The following is a 13360-nucleotide window of genomic DNA, read 5'->3' as shown; positions in this document are numbered from 1 at the left end:
AACAGATCGGTATGTCCGCTTTCACCGACCTTGAAACGCTAGCCGGTGACCTTAAACGATCATCGGCCGGTGTCAGCGATTATCATGACCGCGCGGTCACGCCGGCTCAGACCCTCGCGGCCATCAGGCCGCATCTGCGCGAATTCGGCATCACGCGCGTCGGTCTGCTGACTGCACTCGACGTCGTGAACATCCCCGTCGCCTTCGCAACGAGGCCGAACAGCCATACGCTCTCGGTGTTTCAGGGCAAGGGTATCGACAATGATGCCGCCATGACTTCGGCGGCGATGGAAGCGGTCGAGACGCGGATCGCCGAAATTGCCCCCGCCGACCTGACTCAGGCGACGATCGACAGCATGCGGTCGGAGCATGCCGCGATGATCGATCTCGACAATGTCGCACGCTGCGCGCCCGACGAGATCGGCAGCAGTCCTATTGCCTGGTGCACGGGGCTCGACATCCTTTCCGGCAGCAGCGTCTTCGTGCCCTGGTGGCTCGTCGGTCTCGACCATCGCGGCGAGAGGCCGCCGGGCTTCGAGCAGTCGAGCGATGGGCTTGCCTCCGGCAACACGCCGTCCGAGGCGGTCCTGCATGGGCTTTGCGAGCTGGTAGAGCGCGACGCCTGGGCCTTGACCCAGCTGAAGTCGCCGGAACGCCTGAAGGAGAGCCGCGTCGACCCTGCCTCCTTCGGTGATGCGGTTATCGACGTCATGACCGACCGGATCACACGCGCCGGCATGAAACTGCTGCTACTCGACATGACGACGGATATCGGCGTTCCCGCTTTTCTGGCCGTCATCATGCCAGGCAATCTTTCCGACCGTGTCGACGCGCGCTGGTCGCATGTCTGCGGTGGCTGCGGCTGCCACCCCGATCCCGTGCGCGCCGCGCTGCGCGCCATCACCGAAGCGGCGCAGAGCCGGCTGACCGCGATCGCCGGCAGCCGCGACGATTTCTCGCCGCGCATCTATCAGCGGCTCGACCGGAGTGCGGCGATGCAGCAGGTGGTCGAACTCTGCGAGGGCGACGGTCGGATGCGCGCGTTCCAGCCCCGTCATCGCCGCCCGGCGACGATCCAGGAAACCATCGCCCATATTGCCGACCGACTGGCGGCGACCGGCATCGAGCAGATCGTCGTCGTGCCCTTTCCGCATCGATCCCTGCCGATCTCGGTCGTCAGAGTGATCGTGCCGGGACTGGAGGTCGATATCTCAGGCCAATACATCCAGCTCGGCATGCGCGCGGTCAACACGATAAGAGGAGCCGAATCATGAAGGTGCTGTTCGTCGGCCCGAGCCTTGGCAGTGATCTTGCCGCGGCAAGAGCCATGTCTCCTTGCATCGATTTCCGGCCGCCGGCCGCCGCCGGCGACATCCTGAAGGCCGTTCGGGACGGCGCCACGGCGATCGGCCTCGTCGACGGCTATTTCGGCGATCTGCCTTCGGTCTGGCACAAGGAAATACTTTACGCACTCGAACATGATGTCGCCGTTGCCGGCGGGGCCAGCATGGGGGCGTTGCGGGCAGCCGAATGCGCCCCCTTCGGTATGGTCGGGCTTGGCTCGATCTTCGAAGATTACGAGTCCGGACGGCTGCTCGACGATGAGGCCGTCGCGCTGGTGCATGCGCCGCAGGAGCTCGGCTGGCTGCCGCTTTCCGTTCCCTGGGTCGATTTCGAGCCGACGATCGATGCGCTTCACGCCAAAGGCGAGATTTCGCCCGGTGAGCGCAAGAAGCTGTTGCTGGCCGGCCGGTTTCTGCATTTCTCCGAGCGCACCTATGCGAAGGTGGCCGACGAGTGCCATTTCCGCAAGCCGCGCCGCGACCATATCCTCGCCGCCATCCGCAGCAGCCGCGTCGAGCGCAAGCGCAACGACGCGCGCGTGGTGCTGGAATGGCTGCGCCGGGATAAATTCCTCCCCGTCAACCGTGACTGGCACTTTGCCGCGACCTCACATTGGGAGCTCTTGCACGCCGAAGTCACGCGCAATGCGGTTCCTGTAACGCTTGAATAACGGTCGCGGCGGAAAGATGCAGCAGTGACGGAATCGTAGGGTTCCACGACCAAAGAGGCGGGAACGATGTTTGATCAATACAACGAGGGTACCGGCAGCGAATACGCAAGGATCTTCCGGCTGCTGTCGGCAGCCAAGGATGAGGCTGAAAAGCTTCAGCTGCGCAATCTGATGCACCTGACGAACATGGCGCTGCTGCAGGTCGTCATCGATTGGGACGGCATAGATCCCGACAGGGAGCTTGACGTCAATCTCGAGAAGCTGCTCGGCAGCAAAGCCAAGATCGCAATGAAGGATGCCAGCGAGAATCTAATCCTGATCGATCGCCATTGATTGCGATTGATCGCCATTGATCCTCATGCGGTCCGTTTGGAGCGCGTGAAGGACAACCGGTCTATTCGGCCGCTTCGGTTTCCAACTGTTCGGTGTTGGCAATCGCCTGGACGAGCTTCAGGATCTTCTTGCGAAGCGCTTCGTTCTTGATCGAAAAGAACGCCGCATTGAGTTGCACGCCTTCGCGCGAAATAACGAATTCCTCGCTCGGAGCGGGGTTGTCGTTGGCCGTATCAGGGGTCGACAGATCGTCAAAAAACGTCCTGACATCGACCTTCAGCGCGCCGGCGATTTCGACCAGCATGCTGGCGGAAACGCGGTTGGAGCCCTTTTCGTACTTCTGGATCTGCTGGAACGTTACGCCAACACGATCTCCCAGTTCCGTCTGAGAAACTTTCCTCAACAGACGCTGGATACGGATCGTCTTTCCGACGTGAACATCGACGGAATGCGGTTCTTCTTTCATCTCATTTTCCCTTCTGAAGGCAGCGGACAGGGGTCATTCGCCATATCCGTGTCAACAACTTTTAGCCGAGATAAATAAGGCTAGCAATTGCTTGCATGTAGATAGCGTTAAGCCCGAAAATCGGGCGTTTTTTGTCCCGGAACGATACAAAAAACATGCCGAAATGGCACGTCCAGGAGACCGGTCGCTTTATTTTGTGACGTCAGAGCGACCAGAGACGCTGCGCGTTGGCGAAAAGCAACTTCGAGCGCTCTGCCTCGCTCACGCCGGAGAGCATCGCATGGGTCGCCGCGACCCAGGTAGAGAGGCCGCCACCGAGCGTGCAGACCGGCCAATCGCTGCCCCAGACGACGCGGTCCCAGCCGAAACTTGCGATCACATGTTCGAGATAGGGCTGCAGCGTTTGCGCCGTCCATGTCTTCGCATCGGCATAGGCGACAACGCCGGAGACCTTGCAGACCACGTTCGGGCGCCGGGCAATCTCTGATATGCCGGCCTTCCAGGGCTGGAAGGCGTCCGAGCGGATGTCAGGCACGCCGCAATGGTCGAGCACGAACTGCACATCAGGCGCGAGATCGACGACGGCGGTCACACGGCTCGCCTGATGCGGCAATGTGCAGAGGTCGAAAGTCAGGCCACTGCCGCCAATGCCCCTGATGTTTTCGCGGAACAGGGCGCCTTCGGAGACATCATCCGGCACGACATGCAGCACGCGGCGGAACCCCTTGACGAAGGGATCGGCCTTTTGCCGCTCGAGATAGGCGGCAAAGCCTTCCTCTTCCGGCCGGCAGGAGACGATAGCGCCGGCAATCAGACTGCCTTCCTCTTTGGCGATGCTGGCGACGTGATTGGTCTCGGCTTGCATCGCGGCGGGATCGACGTCGACCTCCATATGCAGCACCGTGGTGATGCCGCAGCGCCGGGCCTCCGTCGCATAGGTCTCGTAGAGGAAATCATGATCGAGAGCGGGCACGCCTGAGAGCCAGGGATAGGGCAGGGCCGATCGATCGATGATGTGCAGATGGGTGTCGATGAACACGCTCTTCTCCTCCCAGAGTGGTTTTGCGGCAAACCTATTCCTGGTGAATGGATTGTTCAAATAGAAATTCTTAGGCCTCAGGCGGGGTTGACGACATCGGCGCCGGCAAGCAGCGAAAGCTGGGCGGCGGTCTTCTGCACCAGTGTGATCGCCTGCGTGATGTCGGGAGCGGACGGCGCATTGACGAGCGCGATAAAGGGGCAGGTGAGGGCGGCGATGCAGCGGCGGTCCGGTCCAAGAACCGGAGCGGAAAGATTGTAGACGCCTGATGTCTGGGCGCTCGCCATCATCTCGTAGCCGCGCTCGCGGATCTGGTGGAGACGATCGTAGAATTCTGGCCCGAGTTCGATGTCTGAGCGGCTGCGCACATGTTCCGAGATCATCATCTCCCGCTCCTCCTCGCTGCGGAAGGCAAGCAGCACATGTCCCGAGCCGGTGTCGAAGAGGCTGATATGGGCGCCGATGCGGATCGAGAATCCCCAATAGTCCGGCGCCTCCTGCTGGGCGATGACGACAGCCGCGCCGCGATCGAAGACGGCAAGATGATTGGCCTGGCGCGTGCGCTGGGCGAGATCGCGCATCAGCGGCGTGGCATAGGAGGCGAGCCGGCGCACCGGCGCGTGCAGTTGGGCAAGACCGAAGAGCTTCAGTGTCAGCGAATAGCGGTCGCCATCCAGCCGGGTGACGTAACCGCGGCGCACCAGCCGGTCGAGCATGCGGTAGAATTCGTTGGGGCTGCGGTCGAGCCGTTTGGCGATTTCGGCCTGGGTGAGGCCACTGTCGACGCCGGCGAGCAATTCCAGGATATCGAGGCCCTTATCGAGGGCAGGAGCGCGGTAGCGGTCGGACTCGTCGATCTCCATTCCTTCCTCCTGTGAATATTATTCTGCATATACGCAGAACTGCAGCCGGAAAAGGAAAACTTCGCACTTGACCCTTGGCCAATCGTCTGTTTGTCTATAAACAGACAAATCATCACTGAAAAAGGTCGATCGGAAGCGAACGACTGAGGTACCGAAGGCGCCCCGAGCGGCAGGATCATAAGCAAGCCGGGGACAGGGAGGAAGACCGTGCAGCGCATGGGAATGGTCATCGGCCCTGCCGCCGGCGGAGATCGCCGAAAAAGCAGCCAATCGGCTGAATCTCCCGCTGATCTGCCTGTGCAACAGCGCCAACTCCTCCATTTAACGCAGAGAACCATGCACCTCCGGAAGCAGACCGGCGTGCTCCATCACGACCGAGCTTCGCCAAGATATCAACCGCACTCCATCGTTCAGCGTAGACAATTCCAGAAAAGGCCCGTGACATGACAAACAGACTTTCCGGCAAGACCGTTCTCATCACCGCCGCCGGTCAGGGCATCGGCCGGGCGACGGCAGCAGCCTTTGCCGCGATCGGCGCCAAGGTTCACGCGACGGACATCAACACCGAGGCGCTGGCGACGCTTGCCGCTGAAACCGGCGTTTTCACGCATCAGTTGAACGTGCTCGAAGAGGACGCGGTCAAGGCCCTCGTCGCCGAGATCGGCACTGTCGACGTGCTGTTCAACTGCGCCGGCTTCGTCCATGCCGGCTCGATCCTCGAGATGAAGGATTCCGATCTCGAATTTGCCTTTGACCTCAACGTCAAGGCGATGATCCGCACCATCCGCGCCGTGCTGCCCGGCATGATCGAGCGCAAGGACGGAGCGATCATCAACATGGCCTCCGTCGCCTCCAGCATCAAGGGCGTGCCGAACCGCTTCGCCTACGGCGTCACCAAGGCGGCGGTGATCGGGCTCACCAAAGCCGTTGCCGCCGATTACGTCGGTCAGGGCATCCGCTGCAACGCTATCTGCCCCGGCACGGTGGAAAGCCCGTCGCTGCAGGACCGCATGCGCGCGCAGGGCGATTACGACGCAGCGCGCGCTGCCTTTATCGCCCGCCAGCCGATGGGCCGGCTCGGCTCGCCGGAAGAGATCGCCGATCTCGCCGTCTATCTCGCCGGCGCGACCTACACGTCGGGCCAGGCGATCGCCATCGACGGCGGCTGGACGATCTGATTTCAGCTGATGCGGCCGGCCCGGCAATCTTGCCGGCCGGCCCGGCCACTGCAATCGGCTCTATATAATCGGCGCATATAATCGGGAGAAACACCATGACCCGCATCACCGACCTTCGTGTCTTCGATCTCCGCTTCCCCACGTCGCAAAGCCTTGATGGATCCGATGCGATGAATCCCGATCCGGATTATTCGGCGGCCTACGTCATTCTCGATACGGATGCGCCGGGCCTTGCCGGCCACGGCCTGACCTTCACCATCGGCCGAGGCAACGACATTTGCTGCATGGCGATCGAAGCGATGCGCCACCTCGTCGTCGGCGCCGACCTCGCCGAAGTCCTCGCCCATCCAGGCACCTTCTGGCGGCACCTGACCAGCGACAGCCAGCTGCGCTGGATCGGCCCGGAAAAAGGCGCCATTCATCTGGCGACGGGCGCCGTCGTCAATGCCGTCTGGGATCTGCTTGCCAAACAGGCCGGCAAGCCCGTCTGGCGGCTCGTCGCCGAGATGTCGCCGGAAGAAATCGCCGATATCGTCGATTACCGCTATCTCACCGATGTGCTGACGCGCGCCGAGGCGGTCGAGATCCTGAAGCGCGCCGAGGCGGGCAAGGCGGAACGCATCGCCATCCTCGAAAAGGAGGGCTACGCCTGCTACACGACCTCGGCCGGCTGGCTCGGCTACGGCGACGAAAAGCTGCGCCGCCTCTGCCAGGAGGCGATCGATGCCGGCTTCAACCATATCAAGATGAAGGTCGGCCGCGACCTGGAAGACGACATCCGCCGTCTGAGGATCGCCCGCGAGGTAATCGGTCCCGATCGTTATCTGATGATCGATGCCAATCAGGTCTGGGATGTCGGCCAGGCGATCGACTGGGTCAAGGCGCTCTCCTTCGCCAAGCCCTTCTTCATCGAGGAACCCACCAGCCCCGATGATGTCGCCGGCCACCGCAAGATCCGCCAGGCGATCGCCCCGGTGAAGGTCGCGACCGGCGAGATGTGCCAGAACCGCATCATGTTCAAGCAGTTCATCGCCGAGGGCGCGATCGACATCGTACAGATCGATTCCTGCCGCATGGGCGGGCTGAACGAGGTTCTCTCCGTGCTGCTGATCGCCGCCAAGTTCGACCTGCCGGTCTGGCCGCATGCCGGCGGCGTCGGCCTGTGCGAATATGTGCAGCATCTGTCGATGATCGACTACGTCGCAGTGTCGGGGACCAAGGACGGCCGCGTCATCGAATATGTCGATCATCTGCACGAACACTTCCTCGACCCCTGCCTGATCGAGAACGCCGCCTACATGCCGCCCACCCTGCCAGGCTTCTCCATCGAGATGAAACCGGCTTCGATCAGCAACTATACGTTTCGAGGCTAAGGAAACTTCGCCGGCCGCATGTTAAATTCCTGATTTCGACAGTCTTTCTTGTCGGCGATGGGCTTCCAATCTGACGGGACTGCTCCAATTGACTTGGAGGCGGCGAAGCTTGCTTTTTAAAGCGCCGAGGAATATTTTCGTCGTGTGAATGCGGAGGGGGCCCAGCACCAGCAGGCCAGCAAATTTTATTGAACTCTGGACAATAGAATGTTTGCGATCGAGCCATGCCCAAGTTTCACCACGTCAAGAGACTGTGCGCTTATCTGCTGATCGTTGCCGCAATGCTGCTGCCGATCGGCACGGCATTTGCCGCCGTTACAGAAGAGAGCGGACGCCGCGTCGCCCTTGTCATCGGCAACTCTGTCTACAAGACGCTGCCCTCGCTTCCCAATCCTGCCAATGATGTCGAAGAGGTCGCCAGCACGCTGCGCGCGGCCGGTTTCGATGTGACGATCGGCGTCAATGTCGACCGCATCGGGCTCGAGGATACGGTGCGCCGCTTCCTCCGTTCGACCAGCAATGCCGAGGCCGGCCTGATCTATTATTCGGGCCACGGCATCCAGGTGGGCGGACAGAATTTCATCGTGCCGGTCGATGCGACACTGGAGACGCCCTATGACGTCGAGACGCAGACCATGCCGCTCGACCTCATCCTCAACCATCTCAAGCAGAATTCACGGGTTCAGCTGATCTTCCTCGACGCCTGCCGCAACAATCCCTTCAACGCCCAGAAATTCTGGATGGCGGAAAAACTGGAACCGGTCGGCGCCACACGCGGACTTGCACGTATCGACAGCGATCTCGGCAGTCTGATCGCCTTTTCCACTGAACCCGGCCAGGTGGCGCTCGATGGCACCGGGGCGCTGAGCCCCTATTCCGAATCCTTCATCAAGCGCGCCAGCGAACCCAACAAGGAAATCCGCCAGGTCCTCACCGACGTGCGCCGTGATGTGATCGCCATGACCGGCGGCAAGCAGGTCCCCTGGGAAAATTCCTCACTGATGGACAGCTTCTATTTCATTCCGGCGCCGCCGCCGCCGACCGTCGAACCGATGCAGCAGGTGAGCGTGCCGGAGGGTGCGGCCACGACCAAATTGCCGATCGCTCCGCCGCATGACGAGACCGGCTCGGCGCTGCTCGTCACCCTCAACCAGCTTCCCAAGACCGGCAAACTCAGCTTCGACGGCAAGCCGGTCGACCAGGGCGCGAAGATACCTGCCGCAGCGCTGGCGGCGCTGACCTATGATTCATCAGGTGTTGCCGCCGGAACCGTCGGCCTGATCGGTTATACCGTGAGCGATCCCTACGGCCAGGCGACGCAGGGCGTGGTGGCGATCACCGTCTCGGCGGATGCCGGCGCCAAGCTCGCCCAGCTCGAACAGCAAAAGCAGGTGCGGCTGGCCGATGCCGACGCCTATCTGAAAACACTGCCGCGCGATATCGAGGCCACGATCGGTGTCGGCCCCGTCAAAGCCAGCCTGCCTGAGGTACCGGCGTCGGCCACCGAAATGACCTTCAAGGTCGCCGCTCTGCCCGACAAAGGCACGCTGCGCGCCGGAGACCGGGTGATCGGGCTTGGCCATGTGCTTGAGGCAGTGGATGTTCCGGCGCTTTCCTACGAGCCGCAGATCGGCACGGAAAACCAGACCTTCGCCCTGACGCTGCAGGCTGCCAACGATAATCTGCCGCCCGCCACCATCACCCTCAAGCCAACGCTCGACGCCTGCGACACCGCAGCCGCGGCACCCCTCGACCTGCAGGGTGTGACATCGGGCAAACTGCCGAACGAGATCGACCCGAATGTTGCACTGCCCGCCTGCACGGAGGCGATAAAGGCCTATCCTGAGGTCGAGCGCTTTGTCTATCAGCTCGGCCGCGCCCAGCTTGCCAACCGCGACACCAAAACAGCCTTTGCGACGATCAAGAAGGCGATGGATGCCGGGCATGTTCGGGCGATCCAGGAATTCTCAAGGCTCTACGAGTTCGGCGCCTCTGTCCCACGCGACGCAGCCAAGGCAAGCGAGATCGCCAAGGGCGGTGCGGCCAAGGGCGACCCCTTTGCCCTGCACAGCTATGGCAAGGCGCTCTATTATGGCCGCGGCACCAAGGCCGATCAGCAGCTAGGGTTGCGACTGATGCTACAGGCTGCCGATCTCGGTCATACTTATGCAATGAATGAGCTCGGTTATATCTTCCTGAACGGCGTCAACGTTCCGGCCGATCCGGAGCGGGGCATCCGCTTCTACGAGGCCGGCGTCCAGCGCAACGACATCTATTCGCTGAACAATCTTGCGCTCGTCTACCGTTTCGGAAAAGGCGCTCCGGAGGATCTCCCAAGAGCGCTCGAGCTATTCACGCGGGCGGCGGAGGGTGGACAGCCTCATGCCCCGACCAATCTCGGACGCATGTACCGCGACGGCATCGGCGTTGCCGCGGACAAGGCCGAAGCGGTGAAGTGGCTGGAGATGGGCGCGGAACGCGGCGACTATTGGGGTGCGCTCGACCGCGCCATGCTGGCGAAAGAAGAAGGCACGGACGCTGACAGCCTTGCAACGGCGGCACGTTATTTCGCGCTGGCGACCGCCATCAACATGCCGGGCAGCGGCGATCCGAAGAACCAGGCAAAGGCGGCACTCAAGACCTTGCCCAATGCTGCAAAGAAGAAAGCGGAAAAAACCTTCGTTGCCGAGTTGACCACTCAGGAGCAAAAGGCACTTCCGAAGACCAAGTCGCTTGACGACAGGCTCGTTCAGCTCGCCAAGGCGACATGGGTAAAGCGAAATCCGAGGTACGATCTCTTCTAAAACGGCGGTCTGGGGGCGCCATACATGAACAGCAAGCTCATCATCCGTGTCCTATTGTGCTCGACATTCATCGCAGGTTCCGGTGCAATCCTGCAGAGCTGCATCTTCGACCCAGGCGCCAGGACACTGTTCGCCAGCGAAGAGCCGGCTACGAACGCCACGCCTGCCAGGAAAACCACGCCCACCGTCAAAAGAGTGGCGGCAAAGAGCAATCAACCGGCTTTCGCCCGCTCTGAGAACAGTTCCGGTGGGAATTCCAACTCTGGCGGCGGCATGGGCGGTGGCTCTGGCGGGTCGTCGGGCGGGTCGTCGGGCGGTACTTCCTGGTAAAGGCAGGGTCCTTCATGATCCAAGCTGCGACGTTCATCGGAGCAGCAATGGGCATCGCACTCTCCACGTATCTCCGGCTTGAGTCCGGCATAGCGATGGCCCTTGCGTTATTCTGCCTTCTCCTGACGTGGACCGTCGTCGAGGGCACACTGGCTGCTCGTCGGGCCTGGGCATCGAGGATGAGACGAGACGACGCTCCGGTCGTCTTCTGGCGGCGCGTCGGAACGAAGCTTGTCGGCCTCGCTGCGCTCCTTGGCGTGGTCGTCATTGTCTGTTCGGTCTTTCCGTTTTTCACGCAGTCGTCAGCGGTCCGATGGTTCATTGAGGCCGGGCACACGACCATCGTCATTTCAATCGCGCTTGCTGCAGCCACCATCCTCTACATCGTAGCCACCGATCTGGTCGCCGAAGAGCCCGACGATTACCTCAATCAGGTCGGGCGTGCGGTGCTGATGCAGGATTTTCGCGAGGAGGACGTGCTGTTCGCATTGCGCCTGCTCGCGATCAAGTGCTTCTTTCTCGTGCTGATGTTTTCGGGCGGCATGGCGGCCTTTTCCGATCTTGCCGATAAGCCGGCCTGGGCGTTTCCACCGCTCTCAGCCGCCTGGTTCGAAGGCCTGTTGCGGCTTGCCTTTCTTCTCGACACCGTACTTGCCGCTGGCGGCTATATCGCCACCTTCAAACTCTTCGGCTGGCATGTCAGGGCAACGGAAACGACGGCGCTCGGCTGGCTCGTCTGCCTCATCTGTTACGAGCCGTTCTTCCCTGCGATCTCGCATGCCTTCGTGCCTTATGGCGAAGGGCCGGGATGGGAGAGCGTGATCCAAGAAGGGTCGGCCGTCTTCATTCTCTGGAGCGTCACGACGCTGTTCTGCACCGTCATCTATGTCTGGGCGACCGTCGCCTTCGGACCGCGATTTTCCAACCTTACCCATCGCGGCATCATCACGTCGGGCCCCTATCGCTTCATCAAGCATCCGGCCTATGTCTCGAAGAACATCGCCTGGTGGCTGTTTGCCGCTCCCAGCTTCATCGCCAGCGGCCTAACGGAAGGACTTGCGCGGGCCGGCATGCTGGCGGTCGTCAGCCTTATCTATGTCATGCGCGCCCGCGCCGAAGAGCGCATGCTGAGCGAGGATCCCGCCTATCGGGACTATGCCGAGAGCGTCACCAGCCACGGGCTTTGGGCGATGGCAAAGCGACGGTTGCTGTCAAAGCCGGCGGCCTGACGCTACTTGTCCGTTCAACCATCCAGCCCCTTAAAACGCACCGGCTGGTAGCCGCGCATCAACAGGCTGCCGAGCGAATAGGTATTGCGGCAGACCCGGCCCTTGCAGGCATTCGGCGACGCCTCCATCACTTCCACCTTGCGGTCGTCGGTGAAGCGCATGAACAACAGCACATGCGAGCCCGGCTTGTTCAGCGCGTCGCCCGGCCGCATCGACCAGGGGTCGGAGAGCCGCTTGGTGATCCCCGGGATGGCGCGCGTGGAGACATGCATCTTCAGGCCCCAGGCGTCGCTGACGAAACCGGAGCAATCGACGCCGAGGATATTGGATTGCGGCGCGCTCTTGGTGCAGACATTGCCGGCGGTCTGGCCCTTTTCGACGCCGCCGATGAAATTCTCGAGCGGCGTCTTGCAGCCCCAGCAGTAGGGAACACCCTTGACCGTCTGGCCGCGCTTGCCGATCAGGTAGATCGGGCGGCGCAGCCGGTTCATGTTGATGCAGCCAGGCCCCGGATCCCTGCCATAGGCCGTCGGCGTCACCAGCCAGTTCAGCGTCTCGAAGCCGATTGCCCGCTCGATGACGTCGCCCCGCGATTTCGGCACGATCGCCACTTTCGGCGTCTTGCCGGGCTTGCCCGTATTCAACTGTTTCGCAGGCAGGGCGACGGCAAGTTTGCGGCCGGGCTCCCGGCCGTCGAGCCGCAGCACCTGCGCCCGGCTTTCCTGCGAACGCAGATAAAGCACGTCGCCCCGTGGGCCGATCGCCACGAAACGCCTGGAGAATACCGTGCCGGGTTCGATCGGCAGGTCGTAGACCCGGTCCATCGCGCCGTTCGGCGTGAAGCGCACCACCAGCATGCCGGTGCGCTCGGGCCGGTCGGCCGGCACAAGCTCGACCAGCGCATAGGGCCTGCCTGTCGTGTCGATGTCGAGAAGTTCGACGGTGCCAATCCGCCCTTCCGAGGCGAGCTGCAGCGAGAGGAAATTCTCCTCCGAGCTGCTGCGCCGCAGCAGGATTTCCGCCTTGTCGTTTGCAGCAGCCGAGACCTCGGCAACGATATCGCCGAGCCCGCGGCTCGGCACATATTGAATGACCGGCGGGCGGGCCTCAGGCCGGCTGGTGCTGCGGCCGATCTCGTCGATGATGCTGTTCAGCGGACCGGGCGATACCGAGCCCATCGAGGCGAAGACCGAGCGGGTGTAATCGTCGGCATCGCCGCCGCCGTCGACGGCGCGCAGCGTCTGCGACCGGCCGTCGGCATCGGTGGAGCGCTCGAGCGGCACGACGCCGTCCGACCAGAGGTAGAGTTCGTTGTGGACGACGGCGAGATCCTCCGGCGCGGCATTATCAGGCAGCGGCAGGATTTCGGGATCGGCCCGCGAGCGTTCGGCGTCGATGGCGAGCACGCGGCCGTTGTTCTGGTCGAGGACGTAGATGGTGCCGTCGTCGCCGACGGTGATCGCCGCCGGGCCGGATGCCTCCACTTCCTCGTTGGAAGAGATGATGCCGACCGAACGTGCGCCGTCGCCGCCGCGAAGCTCGATCATCACAGTGTCTTTGGCAAAAACCGGCGAGGCGACCGCAAGTGCCGCGGCAAGCAAAAAATGCGACCCTGAACTACGCATTGCCTCGACCCCCGGCATCATGCTCTGTGACCAAGTCTTTAAAATGGTAGGCTAGATATGGCCCCTCAGCAAGCCGTTGCTTTCCAAACGATTTGGAGATCTGCGC

General features: G+C 62.1%; 12 protein-coding genes. 8 read left to right on the top strand and 4 right to left on the bottom strand.

The window, feature by feature from the left end:
- Positions 1-11: 11 nt before the first annotated feature.
- From CUJ84_RS32225 to CUJ84_RS32215, 3 genes are all read left to right on the top strand, one after another.
- The gene (locus CUJ84_RS32225) at positions 12-1274 is read left to right on the top strand and encodes a YcaO-like family protein (RefSeq protein ID WP_105009626.1); all 1263 of its coding nucleotides are present in this window, start codon (positions 12-14) and stop codon (positions 1272-1274) included.
- Positions 1271-2014 carry a TfuA-like protein gene (locus CUJ84_RS32220; protein WP_027687650.1) on the top strand — a complete coding sequence of 248 codons (744 nt, stop codon included), beginning with the start codon at positions 1271-1273 and terminating at the stop codon, positions 2012-2014. Before CUJ84_RS32225 ends, CUJ84_RS32220 begins: the two co-directional genes overlap by 4 nt.
- 66 nt (positions 2015-2080) lie before the next feature.
- Complete coding sequence (locus CUJ84_RS32215; RefSeq protein ID WP_011655326.1) at positions 2081-2347, top strand: hypothetical protein; 267 nt, start codon at positions 2081-2083, stop codon at positions 2345-2347.
- Positions 2348-2408: 61 nt separating this feature from the next.
- On the opposite strand, the gene CUJ84_RS32210 is transcribed toward CUJ84_RS32215, so the two are convergent.
- The 3 genes from CUJ84_RS32210 to CUJ84_RS32200 all read right to left on the bottom strand — a co-directional run bounded on the left by CUJ84_RS32210 (position 2409) and on the right by CUJ84_RS32200 (position 4715).
- Entirely contained in the window at positions 2409-2813 is a 405-nt protein-coding gene (locus tag CUJ84_RS32210; protein ID WP_027687649.1) for a helix-turn-helix domain-containing protein, read from the bottom strand.
- Positions 2814-3015: 202 nt separating this feature from the next.
- Positions 3016-3852, bottom strand: a complete 837-nt coding sequence (locus CUJ84_RS32205; protein ID WP_105009625.1) for an amidohydrolase family protein — start codon at positions 3850-3852, stop codon at positions 3016-3018.
- Positions 3853-3929: 77 nt separating this feature from the next.
- A complete protein-coding gene (locus CUJ84_RS32200) occupies positions 3930-4715 on the bottom strand; it encodes an IclR family transcriptional regulator (RefSeq protein WP_105009624.1) in 786 nt (261 codons plus the stop codon).
- A 443-nt stretch (positions 4716-5158) separates the two neighbouring features.
- Between CUJ84_RS32200 and CUJ84_RS32195 the strand changes: the two genes are divergently transcribed.
- From CUJ84_RS32195 to CUJ84_RS32175, 5 genes are all read left to right on the top strand, one after another.
- Complete coding sequence (locus tag CUJ84_RS32195) at positions 5159-5893, top strand: SDR family oxidoreductase (protein WP_105009623.1); 735 nt, start codon at positions 5159-5161, stop codon at positions 5891-5893.
- Positions 5894-5988: 95 nt separating this feature from the next.
- Positions 5989-7266: an L-fuconate dehydratase gene (locus CUJ84_RS32190; RefSeq protein WP_105009622.1), complete on the top strand. Its 1278-nt coding sequence runs from the start codon at positions 5989-5991 to the stop codon at positions 7264-7266.
- A 224-nt stretch (positions 7267-7490) separates the two neighbouring features.
- A complete protein-coding gene (locus CUJ84_RS32185; protein WP_105009621.1) occupies positions 7491-10070 on the top strand; it encodes a caspase family protein in 2580 nt (859 codons plus the stop codon).
- Positions 10071-10094: 24 nt separating this feature from the next.
- Entirely contained in the window at positions 10095-10400 is a 306-nt protein-coding gene (locus CUJ84_RS38115; protein ID WP_158686986.1) for a hypothetical protein, read from the top strand.
- Positions 10401-10414: 14 nt separating this feature from the next.
- Complete coding sequence (locus tag CUJ84_RS32175) at positions 10415-11629, top strand: methyltransferase family protein (RefSeq protein WP_105009619.1); 1215 nt, start codon at positions 10415-10417, stop codon at positions 11627-11629.
- 14 nt (positions 11630-11643) lie between these two features.
- On the opposite strand, the gene CUJ84_RS32170 is transcribed toward CUJ84_RS32175, so the two are convergent.
- On the bottom strand, positions 11644-13254 hold the full coding sequence (locus CUJ84_RS32170; RefSeq protein WP_105009618.1) for a hypothetical protein: 1611 nt from the start codon (positions 13252-13254) through the stop codon (positions 11644-11646).
- Positions 13255-13360 lie beyond the last annotated feature (106 nt).

Origin of the sequence: Rhizobium leguminosarum (assembly GCF_002953715.1) — a bacterium.
Classification (GTDB): Bacteria; Pseudomonadota; Alphaproteobacteria; order Rhizobiales; family Rhizobiaceae; genus Rhizobium; species Rhizobium leguminosarum_V.
This window is presented reverse-complemented; position numbering and strand designations above follow the sequence as displayed.

Bases quoted from the DNA above. Each gene is read 5' to 3' on its own strand.
- CUJ84_RS32225 (WP_105009626.1), top strand. From the start codon at position 12: ATGTCCGCTTTCACCGACCTTGAAACGCTAGCCGGTGACCTTAAACGA.
- CUJ84_RS32220 (WP_027687650.1), top strand. From the start codon at position 1,271: ATGAAGGTGCTGTTCGTCGGCCCGAGCCTTGGCAGTGATCTTGCCGCG.
- CUJ84_RS32215 (WP_011655326.1), top strand. From the start codon at position 2,081: ATGTTTGATCAATACAACGAGGGTACCGGCAGCGAATACGCAAGGATC.
- CUJ84_RS32210 (WP_027687649.1), bottom strand. From the start codon at position 2,813: ATGAAAGAAGAACCGCATTCCGTCGATGTTCACGTCGGAAAGACGATC.
- CUJ84_RS32200 (WP_105009624.1), bottom strand. From the start codon at position 4,715: ATGGAGATCGACGAGTCCGACCGCTACCGCGCTCCTGCCCTCGATAAG.
- CUJ84_RS32195 (WP_105009623.1), top strand. From the start codon at position 5,159: ATGACAAACAGACTTTCCGGCAAGACCGTTCTCATCACCGCCGCCGGT.
- CUJ84_RS32190 (WP_105009622.1), top strand. From the start codon at position 5,989: ATGACCCGCATCACCGACCTTCGTGTCTTCGATCTCCGCTTCCCCACG.
- CUJ84_RS32185 (WP_105009621.1), top strand. From the start codon at position 7,491: ATGCCCAAGTTTCACCACGTCAAGAGACTGTGCGCTTATCTGCTGATC.
- CUJ84_RS38115 (WP_158686986.1), top strand. From the start codon at position 10,095: ATGAACAGCAAGCTCATCATCCGTGTCCTATTGTGCTCGACATTCATC.
- CUJ84_RS32175 (WP_105009619.1), top strand. From the start codon at position 10,415: ATGATCCAAGCTGCGACGTTCATCGGAGCAGCAATGGGCATCGCACTC.
- CUJ84_RS32170 (WP_105009618.1), bottom strand. From the start codon at position 13,254: ATGCGTAGTTCAGGGTCGCATTTTTTGCTTGCCGCGGCACTTGCGGTC.